This is a genomic window from Vibrio intestinalis (assembly GCF_025195085.2).
GTDB classification, from domain to species: Bacteria; Pseudomonadota; Gammaproteobacteria; order Enterobacterales; family Vibrionaceae; genus Vibrio; species Vibrio intestinalis.
The window spans coordinates 1-17,754 of sequence record NZ_JANAVY020000015.1 but is presented as its reverse complement, the minus strand read 5'-3'; the positions used below and the strand labels follow the sequence as shown (position 1 = coordinate 17,754).

Sequence of the window (17,754 nt, the reverse complement as noted above, 5' to 3'; positions counted from 1 at the left end):
GTCTTTTAGAATAATTGGAGAGATACAATGAAAGGTGATATCGGTGTAATTGGCCTAGCAGTAATGGGTCAGAACCTTATCCTAAACATGAACGACAATGGCTTCACTGTTGTTGCTCACAACCGTACTGCTGCGAAAGTAGACGAGTTCCTTGAAGGCCCAGCAAAAGGCACAAACATCATTGGCGCATACTCACTAGAAGAGCTAGTAGAGAAGCTAGAATCACCACGTAAAGTGATGCTAATGGTTCGCGCGGGTGAAGTGGTTGATAAGTTCATTGAAGCGCTAACACCACTACTAGACAAAGGCGACATCATCATTGATGGTGGTAACACTAACTACCCAGACACTAACCGCCGCGTTGCTGCGCTACGTGAGAAGGGCATCCACTTCATCGGTACTGGCGTATCTGGTGGTGAAGAAGGCGCGCGTTTTGGCCCATCAATCATGCCAGGTGGCGCAGCTGAAGCTTGGGAAGCGGTTAAGCCTATCTTCCAAGGTATCTCAGCAAAAACTGATGCTGGCGAACCATGTTGTGACTGGGTGGGTAACGACGGTGCTGGTCACTTTGTTAAGATGGTACACAACGGCATCGAATACGGTGACATGCAGCTTATCACTGAAGCTTACCAGTTCATGAAAGATGGCCTTGGTATGTCTGCTGATGAGATGCAAGCAGTATTCGCAGATTGGAACAAGACTGAGCTAGACAGCTACCTTGTTGAAATCACTGCAGACATCCTTGGCTACAAAGATGAAGACGGTGAAGCGCTAGTTGAGAAGATCCTAGACACTGCGGGCCAAAAAGGTACTGGTAAGTGGACAGGTATCAACGCACTAGACCTAGGTATTCCTCTAACACTTATCTCTGAGTCTGTATTCTCTCGTTGCCTATCTGCTCTTAAAGACCAACGTGTTGAAGCGGAATCTCTATTTGGTAAGACAATCACACCAGTTGAAGGCGACAAGCAAGAGTGGGTTGATGCACTGCGTCAAGCGCTACTAGCGTCTAAGATCATCTCTTACGCTCAAGGCTTCATGCTAATGCGCGAAGCGTCTAACGAAAACGGCTGGGATCTAAACTACGGTAACGTAGCCCTAATGTGGCGTGGTGGTTGTATCATCCGTTCTGCGTTCCTAGGCAACATCCGTGATGCGTACGAAGCGAACCCAGACATCGCGTTCCTAGGTTCTGATGAGTACTTTAAAAACATCCTACAAGGTAGCCTAGCAGCATGGCGTAAAGTGGCAGCGAAATCGCTAGAGTCTGGTATCCCAATGCCATGTACGATTTCAGCACTTTCGTTCCTAGACGGTTACACAACAGCACGTCTACCTGCGAACCTGCTTCAAGCTCAGCGTGACTACTTCGGTGCTCACACTTACGAGCGTACTGATCGTCCACGTGGTGAATTCTTCCACACTAACTGGACAGGTACAGGCGGTAACACAGCGTCAACAACATACGACGTTTAATCTGTACCCCACACAAACACCAAAGGCGCTCACAAGAGCGCCTTTTTGTTTTAAGTTGCTTTTCACCGAGCTGAAATTTTCTTCTGTTTTCCTGTATCTATACTAAAAGTAGATAAGGAGATTACACATGAAAATACTCACAAAAATAGCGTTTATCTTTACCCTTTGGCTAGGGAGTGTTGCATCCGCTTTCGCACTTGAACCTGTGTACAGCGACTTTTTTGGTAATGCCATCAAGGGCTATGATCCTGTGGCCTACTTTACTGAAAAGGCTGCCGTGAAAGGTGAGCGCGATTATACCTACCGTTGGAATGGCGCAGATTGGCGCTTTTCATCCAAACAAAACTTAGATTTGTTCGTCGCTAATCCAACTCAGTATGCTCCACAATATGGCGGCTATTGTGCTTGGGCGGTGAGTAAAGGCTATACCGCAAAAATCGATCCTGAAGCGTGGAACATTGTCGATGGTAAGTTGTATCTCAATTACAGCCAATCAGTTAAACAAACTTGGCAACAAGACATTCATGGCAATATCGCAAAAGGCGATGAGAATTGGCCGACGCTATTACGCAAATAAAATAAGCAACTAAAATAAGCAATAAAACCACGCTCAGTATCGGCGCTCAATCCGTCAAAAGACGTAATCTCCTACACACCTCTCAAGGGCTTGTTTATAGCCCTTTTTCTTTAGGCTCCATACCTCACTCAAAAAGCAATAAATCCTCATTTTTGCTAATTTTATCAGTTATATAGTTTTGGAACGCAATCTAGTATACAAAATATTCACGCCCTCTATATTAGTCTAAAGGCAACGAAATTGTATCCGGAGAAGATAATATGAAACGACTAACAACGTTGTCTGCGGTGGTGGCCTTAACTTTACACAGCGGCTATGCCTCAGCCGTCGATCTCATCGGTCATGCGACTGCGAAACAATCACAAGATATCGTTGCTCAAGTGAGTGGTGTTGTGGACAGTCAACCATTACAGATTGGTGAACCCGTTAAGACAGGACAACAGCTTGTTGCTTTAGAACAGAGTGATTTTGAACTTGAAGTGCGCCGTCAAGTGGCCAACTTACAGCTTGCACAGGCTGATCTGAAAGTGAAAAAAAGTGTCTACACACGCTACAAAGAACTCCGCGCTAAGAAAAGTCTTTCACAACATGACTTAGACATTTCTTTCGCCGATTACCAATCCGCGAAAGCTAACCTTCAACTGGCGCAAATCGATTTAGAGCAAGCCAAAGATGATTTAGCTCACACCAAAATCGACTCCCAAATTAATGGCTTCATCGTCAGTAAAAATGTTGAGCATGGCTCATGGGTTGAAAAAGGTAACCTACTTTACAACGTAGCCAGTGTTGACAACATCATCGTTCGCTTTTTAGCTAGTGAACACGATTTAGCTGAGCTTTCTGTTGGCCAAGATTTAACAATTTGGAGCGATACCGCCCCAGAAAACAAGTTCAACAGTAAGATCAAACGTATCGGTATCAACCTAGACAAAAACCTACTTGCCTACCCTGTCGATGTTGAAATCTCTAACTCGGAACACACCATTAAACCGGGTATGTCTCTTCACGCAACGACCGTGAACTAGAGAGGTAACGGATGAGAAACATAATTAGCTACTTTGCTGCTCGTGGCTTTTTGGCCAGAGTTATCACCATCATGGTCTTTGCCGTTGGTCTCGCCTCGTTGACCATCATTAAGATGCAAGAAGACCCAGAGGTGGCCTTCCCTGAAGTTGAGATTGTCACTCACTACCCGGGCGCATCCCCACAAGATATTGAACTCAATATCACCAACAAGATCGAGAAAGAACTGCGCGGCGTTCAGAACATTCGCGAGATGACCTCTGAATCAACCGAGGGGACGTCGCTTATCTTGCTTGAAGTGGATGAAAACGCCGACATTGCCGATGTTGTACGTAAAATTCAACAAGCGGTTGACCGTGTAAGCGGCTTACCAAAAGATATTTCCGATCCACCTCTTGTATTGCAAGAGAGCACATCGTCATTCGAAGTATTGCGATTTGGCGTAACCACAACTGGTGACTATGCGGATCTTCAACGTTACGCTCGCCAACTGGAAAAACGCATCAAAGCGATTCCGGGTATCGGTACCGCAACAATGTCAGGTTTTCGCGAGCGCGAATTTTGGATTGAAGTGGATCCGAAGAAGGTTAGCCGTTACAACCTAACCTTTGATGATGTGATGACGACGATTAACAGCCGTAATCTCTCTATGTCAGGTGGTGTGGTTGAGTCTTGGAAGTCAGAGCATCGCCTAGTGACGCTTACGCAAATCAATAACGCGAAAGAGCTTGAAGAGACCATCATTCGCGTATTGCCTGATGGTGGTTTAGTTCGTATTAAAGACATCGCCAAAGTGTCAGACGGTTTTGAAAAAGCCACTGAGTACGGCATGATCAACAACGAACAAGCGATTCTATTCAACATTACTAAAACCGCAAATGCTGATGTGCGCACAGCCATCGGTGCAGTATTGGAAACACTTGATGCTGAACGTGAAAAGCACGCTGGCAAATTCGAGTTCCATACCTCAATTAACCTAGCCAAAGACATGGCTGAGAAATTTACTATCGTGGCAAGTAACGGTGGTATTGGTCTTATCTTAGTCTTGATTGTGCTTGGTTTAGTACTGCAACGCCAGGTTGCTTTCTGGGTAGCGGTATCCATTCCATTCTGTATTTTTGGCGTGCTGGCGCTTATCCCCGGGTTAGGTATGACGTTAGATGCGATTACCCTATCTGCGCTACTGCTTGTCATTGGTATCATTGTCGATGACTCGGTCATCATCGCTGAAAGTATTTACCGCGAACGTGAAAATGGCGCTTCACCGCTAGATGCAGCCATTAACGGTACAATGAATGTGTACAAGCCAGTGCTGGCAAGTTTGACCACCACTGTACTGGTATTCATTCCGATGTTTTTTATTCCTGGTGAACTAGGTATGGAGATCGCCGTCATTCCAGTTACGGTAATCATGGCGCTGACCTTCTCATGGTTTGAGTGTACCGTTACCCTACCCGCTCACTTAGCTGATTCACTGAAAAAACCTAAGCCAAAGACGAAAACCGCAAAAGTATTTGACCGCTTAACTGCAAGTTATGAACGTATTCTTACCAAAGCGGTTAGCCATAAGTTTAAGGTTGTCGCACTCGCATTAGGCGCATTGGTTGCTGGTGGAGCGTTAGTTGCAACGTTACGCCTTGATTTCTTCCCTGCTCAAGCCGCTAAGTACATCGAAGTTTATACCGAAGTACAACCGGGCACTCCGATGGATAAAGTGCGCGAAGCACATAGCCAAGTAGAGCAAGTGATCAGCGCATTGCCGGAATCTGAGCTACTAAGCTATGAAATGACCTATTCAACACCGGTCAGCATTGGTCTGATTAACTTGACCAACGCAGAAGATCGCGACAGAACCGCTGATGTTATAGCTGATGATCTGCGCGCCCAACTTGCTAACGTTACCGCAGTACCGTTTATCAAATTTACGGTAGATGCTGGTGGTGCACCTCCGGGTGAGCCTGTTGAGGTACGTGTGATTGGCCAAAACCAAGAATCTCGTGACCAAGCAGTTCAAGTTGTCGAAGAGTGGCTAGAGCAATACCCTGGTCTAAGTAACGTTACTAACAACGAAGAATTGAAAGACCAGCAACTTGAAATCATCCCTCAATATGTATGGCTGGCTCGGTATGGCCTAACTGTTGACGACCTAGCGACGACTCTGCGTGTTGCCTTTGATGGTGAGAAGGTCACTAGCACTTGGATTGGTGATGAAGAAGTCGGCTTGCGCGTTATCTTGACTGAGCAATATCGTAACCTCGATGAACTGCGCAATACTAAGATCTACACCGCTGATGGCACTCAAGTACCACTAAGCCGCTTAGCACACGTGCGCTACACCCAAGCTGAACGTATTGTGCTGCACTTCAATGGTGACCGCACAGTATTAGTAACCGCACAAGTAGACGGAGGCGCTCTAGATGCTGACGCAATCACTGAAGAGTTATGGGAAGCAGTGAAAGATAGTATCAGCCCTGACGTTATGCTCGATATTGGTGGTGAAGTTGAAGCCACTGAAGAGACCATGGGTGGTATCGTGGTGGCCTTCCCTGCTGCGATTTTAGGTATCTACTTTGTTCTGGCTATTATGTTCAGCTCATTGGTACAGCCACTGTTGGTGATTTCAGTGATCCCGTTTGCGCTCGTTGCATCGTTATCAGCCTTGTTCTTACACATGCAACCTATCTCACTGTTCGCACTGGTGGGGGCACTTGGTATGTCAGGAGTTGTGGTCAATAACTCGCTGGTGCTTATCGCCCGAATCAACGAACTAAGGGATAAAGGACGCGACGTCACCCAAGCGGTTATTGAAGCGGCAACACTGCGCTTACGACCAATTGTTTTAACATCGGTTACCACAGTCGTTGGTCTACTGCCTTTGGCCTACGGCATTGGCGGCGCTGACGTAAACATGGGGCCAATGGCACTGACACTGGGCTACGGCTTGCTGTTCTCAATTCCAGTGGTTCTGTTCATCGTACCTTGTCTATACGCAATCACAGCCAAGCTACGTAAAACGCCACAACAGATTGACGAATAACACCTGTAAAGCCTAGAAACTTTATCCTAAAACTGACAAAGCCGATTTGAATATTCAAATCGGCTTTTTGTTTGCGTCGGCAGTGCCAGAGTGACTAAGTCTCGCACTGCCGAATTGAAAGGAATTCGCACCTATAGGGGAAAGTAAAAACTCGCTTCCAATCTTAACAAAGCACTTATGAGCTTACTCTTTTTATAAATAAGTAATGATATTCGCCCGTCTAATAACGATACTTTTACGTCACCAACTGGCATAATCTAACCATTCTAGTACTATTTCTTCATTGGATGATGGCTATTGGCAAAGGATTGACGCTATATGGAAAACGCGAATTTAGAGAAAGTTCCGCAAAGGCACGGTAGTTCGTGGCGATATAAGGCGATCATCGGCGATATGTCATTTTGTGACTGGCACTATCATCACGAATATGAACTGGTACTATACCGCCACTGTGATGGTATCGGTTCAATTGGACATCTTGAACAAAACTTCTCACACAATACCTTGTGGCTAATTGGCCCTAACACCCCACATTCGTTTTCTTTCAATGATTCCCAGCAGCCACATCGTGCTCAGCGCCATGTGGTATGGATAAAGAAAGAGTGGCTATCTAGCATGATGTTCAGCTGTAGCGAACTGCGTAAACTTGAAGATCTGTTCAAGCGAGCTGAGTATGGCCTCGAATTTTCTCAGCAAGCCGCCGACAAGCTGATTAAAGTATTAGAACAGCCACTATCTTTTGACGATACCATCAATCAATTAGCAAAATTAATCCAAGTGTTAGCGGTACTGGCGGCGGATAAAAACCCGCGTGGCCTACTCACTTTTACGAGCCCCGCCCATAGCGAGCCGCAGCCTGACAGCGCTGAGAAAATCGATAAGCTTATCAATTATCTTGATGCGCATTATCAACAAGCGATTACGCTGGCAGACGTTTCTAATGAACTGTGTTGTAGTGAAAGCAGCGTGCACAGGTTGTTTGATCTTCATTTCAACGAAAGTTTTAGCCAATACCTAAAAAAACTACGCCTAAGCCGAGCGGCTCAGATGCTCACTAATAGCTCTCGCCCCATCGCCCTGATTGCGGAAAGCGTCGGTTACCGAAACCAAGCTAACTTCAACCGATTGTTCAAACAATACAAGGGGATGACACCACGTCAGTATCGTCAAGCACACAGTGGAAAGCTCATCTAGCACCCTATTTACCGTATCCATACCCTAATAATACTGTGATCTACGCCTACAATTTATCAATAGTGGATGATGTGGCATAGCAACTCATCGACTAACATTCAAAACCTAGCAATACAGGCCAACTATCTATAGTATTGGCCGCCCCTAAAAAGGTGAGTTATAAATTGAGGTTCTACCATGACAATTAATAAGTACTTTGTTTTTGTTCCTATGAATGAGGAACTAGGCAACGAAAAGGAAAGCAAATTAATTTCAGATAAGGAAGCTCAACGTCAGGCATTAGTTAAGCAAGCACAGCAAAACGGTGAGTTACTTAACTAAACACTAGGTTCTAAAAAGCCCAAACCATCCCCTATTGGTTTGGGCTTTTTTTATGAAACTCTAGTGAATCCCCTACGACTAGGTAGCAATCCATTCCGGCGGCATGCGCAGCTTGTAACCCTAGTAAGGTATCTTCAAACACCACACACTGAACCGGTTCGAGATTCAAACGTTCAGCGGCAAGTAAAAACGTATCTGGCTCAGGTTTATGCCCTACAACATCATTGGCCGCCACGATCACATCAATTTTATCGATAACGCCGGTTTGAGTAAGTAACCTTTGCGCGCTTTCTCGTTGACTTCCTGTGCCAATCGCTATTGCTTTGCAGTTGTAATACTTCTGTAATATTTGCTCGGTAACGTTAATGACGGATATGTCATTAGAATTTTCCGCGAACGTCTTCATCTTGAACTGAGAAACAGTTTCAGGTGTTAAATCTAGGCCATGAACGCGGTTTATCTCAGCCACTATTTTTTTGCTCGGCATCCCTCCTAAACCATGTAACCAATTAAGATCAAAAGGGAATCCAAACTCTTTCGCCGTTATTTGCCACGCTTTTAGATGTGCCGGCATGGTATCAAGCAAGGTGCCATCCATATCGAAGATAAATCCGCGGTATTGCTCGAAATTCTGATGCATATACTTTTCCACTTCTGAGAATTAGTTAAAGATAACGTGCTACTTGTCGATACTTATTTTGATAGTTTTATAAATTAGAATAACAATAAACGCACAATGTAAATTTGCCGGATATTTTTATGAAGATAAAGACCAAACTCTACTTACTTGGCACCGCTGCGGTGCTAGGCATTGTTTCCATCCTGTTTGCCAGTAACCAATTTGCGCAGACCACTAACGAGCTCAACACGGCCAACCAACTCACGACAGAGCTTGAGGTCCGTTTGCTCAACTTACGCCGTAACGAAAAAGACTTTCTGCTCCGTTCGGATATGAAATACCTCTCCAAATTTAGCGCTAACATCGATACGTTTAAATCACTTGAAGGTGAGTTATCACCAATCCTACAACAGCGCAATTTGCCTACTAGCGCTCAACTTCGCTCTGATATTACCACCTACCAACAATCATTTGTTGCTTTGGTTAATGCATTTCAAAAACTTGGTTTGGATGAAAAAAGCGGCCTAATCGGCGAATACAATCAAGCTTTGTATCAAGTCAAACAAACCCTTTCAGCGGATGAACTGGTTAAACTGATCGCTTTTGATGACCAAGTTCAACACGGAAAACTCGACACTGCCTTACTGCCTGCTGACGCCAACATCTTACTTGCCCCCTCTCGTGCCGTTATCGCGCAGAAGCAAATCATCGGTCTAAAGTACAACCAAGGTCTACTGGGTGAAACACGCAAAGCGTCCCACACCATTGAAGAACAATTTAAGGCGTTCTCCTCAACACTGGCATCTGAGACAGAAACAGCAATCTCTGGCTTAACGACCATTAAGCACACGGTTGTAGCGATTACCTTAATCGTCATTTTGGCTTTCGTGGCTCAAATCGTTCGCTCAATTACGTCTAAAATTGATGCGCTGCTTAGCGTGATCCGTCAGATTGTCGATACTAACGATGTGTCATTGCGCGCTCAGGTCAGCGGCAAAGATGAACTGGCCAATCTAGGTCAGTACTTTAATCAACTTCTGGATAAACTAGCCGAGCTTCTTTCTAGCACTCAAAGTAAATCAAATCAGCTTTCTCACAGCACAACGCGCATGCATGATGAACTGGAAACCGTCATCAGCCAATTCCAAGTACAAGCTGACCATACCAATAGTATGGCGACATCGGTGCAGGAAATGGTATCGACTATTAGTGAGATCTCTGAAAGCACCTCTGTAGCCGCAGAAGGCGTTCATCAAGCATCGAAGAATGCAGAGAAAAGCCGCCAAGTAGTGGTTGAAACAGTTGATAACATCAGTCAACTGTCAGAAAGATTGGCGAACAGCCAGCAATCTATCACGTCATTAAACCATCATGTCGACAAGATTGGCGATGCTGTAAACATCATTCAAGACATTGCAGAGCAAACTAACCTACTCGCGCTGAATGCCGCAATTGAAGCTGCACGTGCTGGTGAACAAGGCCGAGGCTTTGCCGTGGTTGCTGATGAAGTTCGCGCATTAGCGAGTCGCACGCACCAATCCACGACTGAAATTACTAATGTAGTGACGTCAATCCAATCACAAATGAGTACGGTGATTAGTGATATCGACCAATGCTCTGAGCAAGGCCGCCACACTCTTACTGGGTCAGATGAGCTTGATCAAAGCTTGCAGCAGATTTTAAATGATATGCATGCCATTCAAGCTAACTCTGAGCGCATCGCGTCAGCGATTGAAGAACAAGGCGCGGTAATGACGCAAGTGAGTGATTCAATCACAGAGCTAAACACCATTTCTGATGGCAATACACAATCGGCTCATCATTGCTTACAAGAAGTGGATAAAGTATCCTGCGAAGCAACCGAAATGGACAAAACAGTCAGCCAATTCAAGACGGCATAAACGTCATCATCCAATAAAAAACGCCAGCTTCAATGCTGGCGTTTTATTAATTATTACTTTGATTCTTTATAAGGGAGCACTAAAAACAGATTCAGCAGCAATACTCCTATCACTGCTAACCAACCACCAATACTGAGCATATCCACGTAACTCCATACAACTTGAACCGAATCAACAAATTGCACACTATCGGGATTAGTAAAATCTTCAAAAGGGTTTGCATGCTGCATCACTAGATACAGTTGATAATATAAGTAACCTAACAAAGCTAATGTATACCCTTTGGCTAGCAGTTTAGGCGCGCCATAACCGGCTAATGCAAGGCCTAGCACCAGAGCGCCCAAATACGCTAAATGTAAATCAAACAGTTCGCTTCCCGTCATAGAATGAGAGTAACCATGAATGTCAAACGAAATGAAATTCAAAAATAACGAGATAGCTGTCATAGTATACGCAGCTAACGCCACGTAGTTTTTTATCTCGACCGGTTGGGACTGTGCGTATTTTTCAGCGTCTATATTTGCCATAAATAAATGTTACCTACTGATGTACCAACAGCCACCTTTAACAAGGCGGCAATCAAACCTATTGCTCCACGTTTATGTTCAATTACGTAGTTGACGAAAAGTGCAATTGATAGAGTAAAAATTAGCATCGCATCATAAAGTCACATGTAGATGACATCAATAAATTATTACGTTATTTCATTAACTTGGTGCGCAAATTCTGCTTTTTAATAGAATAAAAGCATCGGAATTAGTTCAAGTTTTGCGCCAAAGTCGGTCAAAGACGATCAAGGTTGGGTATTGGTGACTGGGCAGTTTTTCGAATAGGACAAATTTTAGCTAGCTCTGTTTTGTTCCCGCTGTTGCTGTACTTAACGCGTCGCGTTTGAACAAACAGATTAAAGGGAACACCAAGCAGTGTCGCTTCTTTTATTTTACTCCATTGGTACTCACTTACGGCTCGAGTATTAAGCCTACTTAGGCACTCAGTGATAGAGTTAGGCTCTAGAGTCAGTGTAATATGCGATGCGATCTGATGAGACTTTACGATATAAAAACCTTCCCAGAATGAAGATAAGAAAGTCCATTTACAGCTTCTCACGTTTGACCAACAAGTGAGCGGAGTATCAAGGTGTTAGGAAGGCGATAACAATTTCATTATTATCGCCTTAATCAGAAAGTGAAATGACCTTTAGATGATGATTAAAGGCCGTAATTTAATGCACCCGATACCTATTAAGATTAAGAATCAAAGATACTACTAATGCCCCAGTCTTTCACTTTCACATAACGAACTCCTGTCACACCAGCAGCCTTAAGCGCCGCTACTACAGATTCATGAAAAAGGTATTTCGGTTTTTCGTATAGTCTGAATACTAACCTTTCTTCAAGCGCTACTTTGTCTAGAACTCTTTCATCCAATGACATACTTTCTAAAGTGAATCTATCATCAACAAAAGTGCCATCGATTTTGCATCTCCCTTGATGAAGTGCTCGATGGTTCTGCCAGATATGAACAAGGTAACGATCGTCCCAAACTTTACCGTTATTCTCTAGGTCGGTTGCATAGAAGTCGACTCCTGGAAGGTTAAAAGCATCTAACACGGCTTTGAACTTATCGGAGACAAGCCCCGAGGGAAGTAGTCCATGGTAATCACAAGGGCTGAATTTTCCATCATCTCCCCATGTGACTCGCACATGCCCGCGACCAAACACTTCACGCTTAATTGAACGCATGAAAAGAAGATCAAGCCCTTCGTCTGACTTTCTACTTTGTTTCAGCATATATGGCCCTGAACAAGCATCTTCCATCAGTAAGTAGTATTCGTCGTCGTATTTCATTTATTTACGCCCATAACCAATCCATTTAATTGGTATTTATTGAATAGTAAAAGAGATTACATGTTGCGATCTCTCTAAATAACTAATGGACTTCACTGAACGAATAGTAAAAGTAGCGCTTCGAGTGGAAATGGGAGAGACAATCTCAATTCGAAGTTGTTAGCACTACCCATATACGCTAAGTAACTTCTGAAACTGCATATCTATAGCAATGTAGGTAACTGCATACATTGCAGCAAAAATCACCGCACTTACTCCTAAGATTAACTTTGGAGACATTACTTTTTTCAATGGATTTTTCAGTGGTTGAGCTTTCAAGTTGACCAAAGATAGTTTTTCTTGCTCTACTAATCTCTCATCACGTACGAGACGATAGATTGTGTTACCTATCTCTGATAGCTTGTCATTACCTCTTTCTTCCCTACCATATTTGCCTTGGAAACCTAACTGTAAAAGTAGGTAGAGAAATTCAATTACGTAGCGGTATTTTCTAGGGTCTGCTTTTAAACGCTCCAAAATTACGAAGAACTTATCGCCACCAGAAGTCTCATTGTGAAACTCAGACAGCAAACTATTTTGGCTCCACTGACTGTTCGCTCCCCATTCTTGGCGGCAGATAGCCTCATCAATTGCAGCACATAAGCAATAACGTATTACAAGGATTGAGGCACGATCGAGTTCCATTTCATCTAGCTTACGTTCACCCTTGCGTACTTCCCTAGCTACCTGTTCACGGAAGGGCATTGGGTCATCAAGCCATGGAATTGATGTGATACATGTCAGACTCGCAATTAACCAAGAAAACTGATCAACTAATGGATTGACACCAATTTTGTCCAGTTTGAGGTCTTGAACAGCTATATTGCGTGATAGATCTGGCGCTGGCATCACCTCCATAGGCTTGCCAGGCTCTGGTTGAAATAAAACTACGGTAACGTCAGTTTCTGCGTAACTCATAAACGAACTGCCCATAACTGTAGTGACAGATTGGTGAAGTCGCCTGCGACATGAACAGCAATTGCGGCGCTTTTCTTCAATGCAGCCCACTCTTCACTGCTTTTATCAAGTTCAAAGTAAGTGTAACCCGCATGATAAGGTAGAGCTCGCGGCACAACAGGCATAGGCTTAATTTCAATACCTGGCAACTGAAGGTTAATGAGGTCTCGAATGTTATCGATTGAACCAATCTTAGTTTGACTAACAAACTGAGTATGCAAGATATCAAGTGTCACATCTGCTTTTACAGCAAGAATTAACGTCGTATTATCAATTATCTTACTATCAGGGATCGCGGCAGTTCTAATTCCGTAGTTCTGGTCTTTCAACGGTAGTGGGATCGCGCGTTGCTCAGACATCACACTTAACGTCATTTTCGTACTATCAAGAACATGAGATAAACAAGACGTAAGATCACCATGATTGTATTTAATAAATTCAACCGGCCGGCGTGACGATGAGCATAGCGTAGACAATTCACCTTCAGCTTGCAGTAAAATGCGATACAACGACTCTGGGTGTACTCCCTCGGTGCTAGCAAAATGCCAAAACAGAGGTTCGTAACGGTTAAGCGCTTGAAGTAACATAAAATCAGAAACAGATGAAACCCCTTGCTGATCAACCGCCCCTAAACGCTGTACTATTGATTCAGCTCTGTGCTTCAACATAGACGCAAACTCTGTGGTGAACTTGCCTAATACGTCAGAAGCGTGGATATCAATACATGTTGGAATGAAGCTTTCATCAAGAATAATGCTACCATCAGGTTTTACTTCTGAGATCTTCAAGATCGGGATTGAAGTATAAGCACTTTTGTCTTCATGATCATACATTAAGCGAAAGTTCAGCTTACCCACCATGATGTTTGCCATATCTTCTGAGTCATAACAAGCATCAACGGCATCTTGTGACTCCATACTATATCGAGCACCGTCTTTACCTGTACCAAACAACTCTGAACGTTCAGACGGTAGCGGGCAACATAGATAAACCACCTTATCAGCGATAGAAGGATCAACATCTTTTACTTCAGGTAACTCTGCTAAGAGCGGAAGCTCAAAAGGGGTACGGTCTTGCAAAATGCCTTCAGCTCTTGTTATTCCTATTTTACCCAAGGCCAATAATTCAACGTTGATCTCTAAGCGTTTAATACCCCAATATAAAGGAGAGGTATTCGCACTAAGCATACTTGATAACTTACTCTGCGCACGGTCAAGTTGCTGAAAGTGCTGTGGCTTCATGAACATGCCATCTAGCCATACTACTGGATTGTATAAAGACATATGTGTTCCTTAAAAGTAAACTTGCTCAATACCGCGCGTATTGTCAGACATCAGTTCACTGCTTTCTAACTTAAGCCGAATGAAGTATTCGCTTTTTTCTTCAATCACTTCTACTTTTCGCCATGAAGAGCCGCTAATTTCGCGAAATGCGACAGAGAAGCCTACAGCACGTGTAGCGGGATCAAGTGTCAGCAACTCATGAAGACTCTCACCCGGTTGGATCTGATACTCATAGCGCTTTATGTACTCATCACCTAACGACTCTTTGTCATTCTCAAAAAGTGAGAAAAAATCTAAATTACGGAACAATACCGGAGAAGTTAACTCATGAATCCGCAGTATAACGGGTGAAGGCTCTCCACCTTTGCGCACATTTAAGACCTGATCTGCTTCGATAATAAGCTCTATTGATGAGGTTTCTGGTGTGATACCTGAGGATTCTTTAAATTGGTCCCACATTGAACAACCAGAAAGCATGGCTAAACCAAGTAAAATTAGAGTTCTACGCATGGATATCCTTGATCACTTTTTGATAACTATTTTTAATTAATTCTTTTAACGCACTTTCACTTAGCCCATTTTGTCGCTCAGAATAGTACTTTAAGTACTTGCTCCATAGGACTGTATTAGGTACGTAGAATGATTGGGCTTTGATATCTTTTGCAAACTTATCCGGAGCATTAGATTCAAACTGCTCAGAGATTAATTCACTGATTGCTTTGTTAAAATTAACGTTGTGCTGACTTAAATCATCTAGCATTTGTTCTACAAGTTCATTTGGTGTCAACAGTTGTTGCCTGTTAAGTTCAAGCATTAAGTCGACTATGTTCGTTTCTCGCTGAGAAGCATCATGATCCTCCTTAAAGCATTCGGCGTGATATAGTTCATCTTGCATACGAGCGATACATAAACGCAAGCACATTCCCATCTGCTTGAATAACAGAGCTTGGTTACTGTCTAAATTAGGAGGGGTAACGCCTAAACCTTCGTAAAACGCCTTACTAAGACCAACTCCATCAAGAGCATCTGAGTCATCATTTTCAACTAACTGAGGCTGTTCTTCAGGAGGAGGTGTTGTAGGAGAATGATCCATCACAGATTGAGTTACTTCTTCCCACCGAGAAGTACTCCTTTGTCCATGTACTGAGTGCGACAGATCGTGTTCACTATTTCTGCTGTTACGTTGATGAACTGCCGACACTTGTTCCGGAACACTTACTGAAGGTTCGACAGGCTCTGAGCTTGCTGTGGCGGTTTGATTCCAATCTTCTGGAATTAAATTTGGCAGATCAAACTCAGAATGAACACTGTAACTGTCATCAGAAAGTTGACGAGAATTCTGAACTGGAACTTCATAGGAACTCGTTGGCTCATGCTCACCTTCATCTCTAATGAGATGACCTTCTTCGCGTCTAGAATCAAATTTCAAGTGATCTACAGGATCATTGCTTTGGATGTCACATGGTTTTGTTTCAGCGAAGAGTTCGTCGATAGCACCAACCTGTTCTTCTTTAACTTCCAGTTTAGGTAAATTAATTAGAGGATCGTTAGATGTTCGCTCCGGTGCAATATCAGCTGCTATATCTTGCCCAACAGTCACTTTTTCTATTGCAACTATAACTTCATATTGCCCCAATGAAATCACATCTCCATCGACAATAGAAACAGGCTGATTTTTAAGAATTTTATTGCTATTGACTAAGGTACCATTGGTCGATACATCACTAATGTAATAGGTATCCCCGTAAACTGTAATTAAACAGTGAACACCCGAAATGAACCGATTATGGTCCACTAGAGGCATTGTACAGCTTGAAGCTCGACCAATAGAGCCACCACTTTCTTGTAGCTCTAAGTTTTTAACACCCGTGTATTCTTCAGGGCATTTAGCGATGGATAACGTAAGTCGGATAGATGGCATTTCTACACCTAGAATAGCAATGAAACAGAAAGCTCGATGCCCTTAATCCCATCATTAACTAAGGGTAAGGTGTAAGAAATCTGAGGAACTATCTGGAGATGCGCATCAGGATTGCTGCCAAGTTTGATTACACTCCCGATTGCAACTACTGCACCAACCTCAAAATCTTGTTTATCTTCTAATTGTTCAAATCGATAACCACCGGCATCAACCTTCCAACGATTTGAATATTGCGAATAACCTAAAGAAACACCGCCACCAATATAAGGAGTAAAAATGCTCCAAGAACCTAACGCGTATTGGGGTACAGCACGTAGTTCCAAGTTACTCACTTCTTCATATACACCTCGATTAGGCGCAGGAACTGATTCAGATAAATAACTCAGCCCTAACCACCAGCGCCATCGGTTATTGTCTTCGTCTATTGGGCGAGTATGAACCAAACTATAGCGTAAAGCGTTTTGCTCACCGCTAGAACCATAATCGTAATCATGACTCTCTAAAGTTAATTGACTCACTCCTGCTCCGTATCGTTCACCTTTGGCGAAAACAACTGGAGAAGACAGACAACTAGTGATAACCAACCCAACCAAGCTAAACCTTAGCATTCCATACCTCAAAAAAGCGCTCGTTATTTTAATTGGCGAACAATAGCAACTTAAATTGATTTTTCAATATGGTTTAAAATATGCCATAAAAATAATTCATATCACCTAACCATTTAAGCAAAATAACTATTAAAACTCACATTCTAACCAAATAGAGCAATTAACAACTTTATTAACAACAGTAATAGTAAATACGATTGTAGATCACTATAAGCTCCTCTCCTCGCACGTAAAAAATATGACACCATTCTACGTTTTATCTCCCAACTGCCCTGCTTAGTTCGCCATTATCAATCAAATTAAATGCAATAAAATACATATAATTCATAAAAAAATTATTAACAAATCCGAGACCCGTCAAACTAACAAGTTTGTCAATTACATTTAGGTCTCAGTGTTGGAACAGAAATCACACAAAAGCAAAATACCATAAAATTTTTATTTTATAACGTTCCAATTAATTAAATTAACTATAGAATCCGCCTAAAAAACAAAAAAACAAATCACAATGCCTGTTAAAGCATTGTTAATCACTATTATTACAACGTTAGGATTTATAAAATGTTCTTTAGTGACTTAGCTAAACGACCCATTGATAAAAATGCCCCTAGTGGCACAAACCCAAATGGTTTAAATGATTTCGACGAAATTAAGCGTCAAGTAAATAAATTAAATACAGTAACCGGCCATGTATCTTGGAAAACGGTTCAATCTCTTTCAAAAGAAATATTAACCAAACAAAGTAAAGATTTTCGATGCAGCTGTTACTTTACCGTTGCAGCAACCCATAACGAAGGTCTTAAGGGGTTAGTTGAAGGTCTAACTTCTCTGTAAGGGCGCGAACGTACTTTGTTAAGCTGATGTAAAGAGAACTTTTGCTCTATAATCTTTGTCCCACGTAGCCTTATTCATCTTCCTTGGTACAGACACGCTCCCTTCTGACTTCCTGAA

Annotated in this window: 15 protein-coding genes and 1 pseudogene; 8 read left to right on the top strand and 8 right to left on the bottom strand. The window is 42.9% G+C overall.

What is annotated here, in order from left to right; translation table 11 throughout:
- Nucleotides 1-27 precede the first annotated feature (27 nt).
- The 6 genes from gnd to MU515_RS16085 all read left to right on the top strand — a co-directional run bounded on the left by gnd (nucleotide 28) and on the right by MU515_RS16085 (nucleotide 7,628).
- Nucleotides 28-1,476 carry a decarboxylating NADP(+)-dependent phosphogluconate dehydrogenase gene (gene gnd, locus MU515_RS16110; protein ID WP_260261417.1) on the top strand — a complete coding sequence of 483 codons (1,449 nt, stop codon included), beginning with the start codon at nucleotides 28-30 and terminating at the stop codon, nucleotides 1,474-1,476.
- Nucleotides 1,477-1,603: 127 nt separating this feature from the next.
- Nucleotides 1,604-2,053 (top strand): YHS domain-containing (seleno)protein, encoded by a 450-nt coding sequence (locus MU515_RS16105; RefSeq protein ID WP_260261416.1) that lies wholly within the window; start codon nucleotides 1,604-1,606, stop codon nucleotides 2,051-2,053.
- Between the two features lie 260 nt (nucleotides 2,054-2,313).
- On the top strand, nucleotides 2,314-3,078 hold the full coding sequence (locus tag MU515_RS16100; protein ID WP_260261415.1) for an efflux RND transporter periplasmic adaptor subunit: 765 nt from the start codon (nucleotides 2,314-2,316) through the stop codon (nucleotides 3,076-3,078).
- Nucleotides 3,079-3,089: 11 nt separating this feature from the next.
- Nucleotides 3,090-6,113: an efflux RND transporter permease subunit gene (locus tag MU515_RS16095; protein WP_260261414.1), complete on the top strand. Its 3,024-nt coding sequence runs from the start codon at nucleotides 3,090-3,092 to the stop codon at nucleotides 6,111-6,113.
- Nucleotides 6,114-6,431: 318 nt separating this feature from the next.
- Nucleotides 6,432-7,307, top strand: coding sequence for an AraC family transcriptional regulator (locus MU515_RS16090; protein WP_260261413.1), 876 nt, complete (start codon nucleotides 6,432-6,434; stop codon nucleotides 7,305-7,307).
- 177 nt (nucleotides 7,308-7,484) lie between these two features.
- Nucleotides 7,485-7,628, top strand: coding sequence for a hypothetical protein (locus tag MU515_RS16085; RefSeq protein ID WP_260261412.1), 144 nt, complete (start codon nucleotides 7,485-7,487; stop codon nucleotides 7,626-7,628).
- Nucleotides 7,629-7,659: 31 nt separating this feature from the next.
- Here MU515_RS16085 and MU515_RS16080 read toward each other — a convergent pair whose 3' ends face one another.
- On the bottom strand, nucleotides 7,660-8,268 hold the full coding sequence (locus tag MU515_RS16080) for a beta-phosphoglucomutase family hydrolase (RefSeq protein WP_260261411.1): 609 nt from the start codon (nucleotides 8,266-8,268) through the stop codon (nucleotides 7,660-7,662).
- A 119-nt stretch (nucleotides 8,269-8,387) separates the two neighbouring features.
- Here MU515_RS16080 and MU515_RS16075 point away from each other — a divergent pair, with 119 nt between their 5' ends.
- The gene (locus MU515_RS16075; protein WP_260261410.1) at nucleotides 8,388-10,148 is read left to right on the top strand and encodes a methyl-accepting chemotaxis protein; all 1,761 of its coding nucleotides are present in this window, start codon (nucleotides 8,388-8,390) and stop codon (nucleotides 10,146-10,148) included.
- 53 nt (nucleotides 10,149-10,201) lie between these two features.
- On the opposite strand, the gene MU515_RS16070 is transcribed toward MU515_RS16075, so the two are convergent.
- From MU515_RS16070 to MU515_RS16040, 7 genes are all read right to left on the bottom strand, one after another.
- Complete coding sequence (locus MU515_RS16070; protein ID WP_260261409.1) at nucleotides 10,202-10,675, bottom strand: hypothetical protein; 474 nt, start codon at nucleotides 10,673-10,675, stop codon at nucleotides 10,202-10,204.
- 720 nt (nucleotides 10,676-11,395) lie between these two features.
- Nucleotides 11,396-11,995 carry an imm11 family protein gene (locus MU515_RS16065; protein ID WP_260261408.1) on the bottom strand — a complete coding sequence of 200 codons (600 nt, stop codon included), beginning with the start codon at nucleotides 11,993-11,995 and terminating at the stop codon, nucleotides 11,396-11,398.
- Between the two features lie 165 nt (nucleotides 11,996-12,160).
- Nucleotides 12,161-12,952, bottom strand: coding sequence for a type IVB secretion system protein IcmH/DotU (gene icmH / locus MU515_RS16060; RefSeq protein WP_260261407.1), 792 nt, complete (start codon nucleotides 12,950-12,952; stop codon nucleotides 12,161-12,163).
- A complete protein-coding gene (tssK, locus tag MU515_RS16055; protein ID WP_260261406.1) occupies nucleotides 12,949-14,274 on the bottom strand; it encodes a type VI secretion system baseplate subunit TssK in 1,326 nt (441 codons plus the stop codon). Before tssK ends, icmH begins: the two co-directional genes overlap by 4 nt.
- A 9-nt stretch (nucleotides 14,275-14,283) precedes the next feature.
- Nucleotides 14,284-14,784, bottom strand: a complete 501-nt coding sequence (tssJ, locus tag MU515_RS16050) for a type VI secretion system lipoprotein TssJ (protein ID WP_260261405.1) — start codon at nucleotides 14,782-14,784, stop codon at nucleotides 14,284-14,286.
- Entirely contained in the window at nucleotides 14,777-16,195 is a 1,419-nt protein-coding gene (tagH, locus tag MU515_RS16045) for a type VI secretion system-associated FHA domain protein TagH (RefSeq protein ID WP_260261404.1), read from the bottom strand. Before tagH ends, tssJ begins: the two co-directional genes overlap by 8 nt.
- 8 nt (nucleotides 16,196-16,203) lie before the next feature.
- Nucleotides 16,204-16,803: a hypothetical protein gene (locus tag MU515_RS16040; RefSeq protein WP_260261403.1), complete on the bottom strand. Its 600-nt coding sequence runs from the start codon at nucleotides 16,801-16,803 to the stop codon at nucleotides 16,204-16,206.
- 561 nt (nucleotides 16,804-17,364) lie between these two features.
- On the opposite strand from MU515_RS16040, the pseudogene MU515_RS16035 reads away from it, so the two are divergent.
- Nucleotides 17,365-17,634: pseudogene (locus tag MU515_RS16035) on the top strand (type VI secretion system ImpA family N-terminal domain-containing protein); the annotation flags it as partial.
- Nucleotides 17,635-17,754: the final 120 nt, after the last annotated feature.

What these genes read in the sequence shown, in the direction of transcription:
- MU515_RS16090 (WP_260261413.1), top strand. Translation starts at nt 6,432, where the DNA reads ATGGAAAACGCGAATTTAGAGAAAGTTCCGCAAAGGCACGGTAGTTCG.
- tagH (WP_260261404.1), bottom strand. Translation starts at nt 16,195, where the DNA reads ATGCCATCTATCCGACTTACGTTATCCATCGCTAAATGCCCTGAAGAA.
- MU515_RS16095 (WP_260261414.1), top strand. Translation starts at nt 3,090, where the DNA reads ATGAGAAACATAATTAGCTACTTTGCTGCTCGTGGCTTTTTGGCCAGA.
- MU515_RS16040 (WP_260261403.1), bottom strand. Translation starts at nt 16,803, where the DNA reads ATGCTAAGGTTTAGCTTGGTTGGGTTGGTTATCACTAGTTGTCTGTCT.
- MU515_RS16075 (WP_260261410.1), top strand. Translation starts at nt 8,388, where the DNA reads ATGAAGATAAAGACCAAACTCTACTTACTTGGCACCGCTGCGGTGCTA.
- gnd (WP_260261417.1), top strand. Translation starts at nt 28, where the DNA reads ATGAAAGGTGATATCGGTGTAATTGGCCTAGCAGTAATGGGTCAGAAC.
- MU515_RS16065 (WP_260261408.1), bottom strand. Translation starts at nt 11,995, where the DNA reads ATGAAATACGACGACGAATACTACTTACTGATGGAAGATGCTTGTTCA.
- MU515_RS16100 (WP_260261415.1), top strand. Translation starts at nt 2,314, where the DNA reads ATGAAACGACTAACAACGTTGTCTGCGGTGGTGGCCTTAACTTTACAC.
- tssJ (WP_260261405.1), bottom strand. Translation starts at nt 14,784, where the DNA reads ATGCGTAGAACTCTAATTTTACTTGGTTTAGCCATGCTTTCTGGTTGT.
- tssK (WP_260261406.1), bottom strand. Translation starts at nt 14,274, where the DNA reads ATGTCTTTATACAATCCAGTAGTATGGCTAGATGGCATGTTCATGAAG.
- MU515_RS16080 (WP_260261411.1), bottom strand. Translation starts at nt 8,268, where the DNA reads ATGCATCAGAATTTCGAGCAATACCGCGGATTTATCTTCGATATGGAT.
- MU515_RS16070 (WP_260261409.1), bottom strand. Translation starts at nt 10,675, where the DNA reads ATGGCAAATATAGACGCTGAAAAATACGCACAGTCCCAACCGGTCGAG.
- icmH (WP_260261407.1), bottom strand. Translation starts at nt 12,952, where the DNA reads ATGAGTTACGCAGAAACTGACGTTACCGTAGTTTTATTTCAACCAGAG.
- MU515_RS16105 (WP_260261416.1), top strand. Translation starts at nt 1,604, where the DNA reads ATGAAAATACTCACAAAAATAGCGTTTATCTTTACCCTTTGGCTAGGG.
- MU515_RS16085 (WP_260261412.1), top strand. Translation starts at nt 7,485, where the DNA reads ATGACAATTAATAAGTACTTTGTTTTTGTTCCTATGAATGAGGAACTA.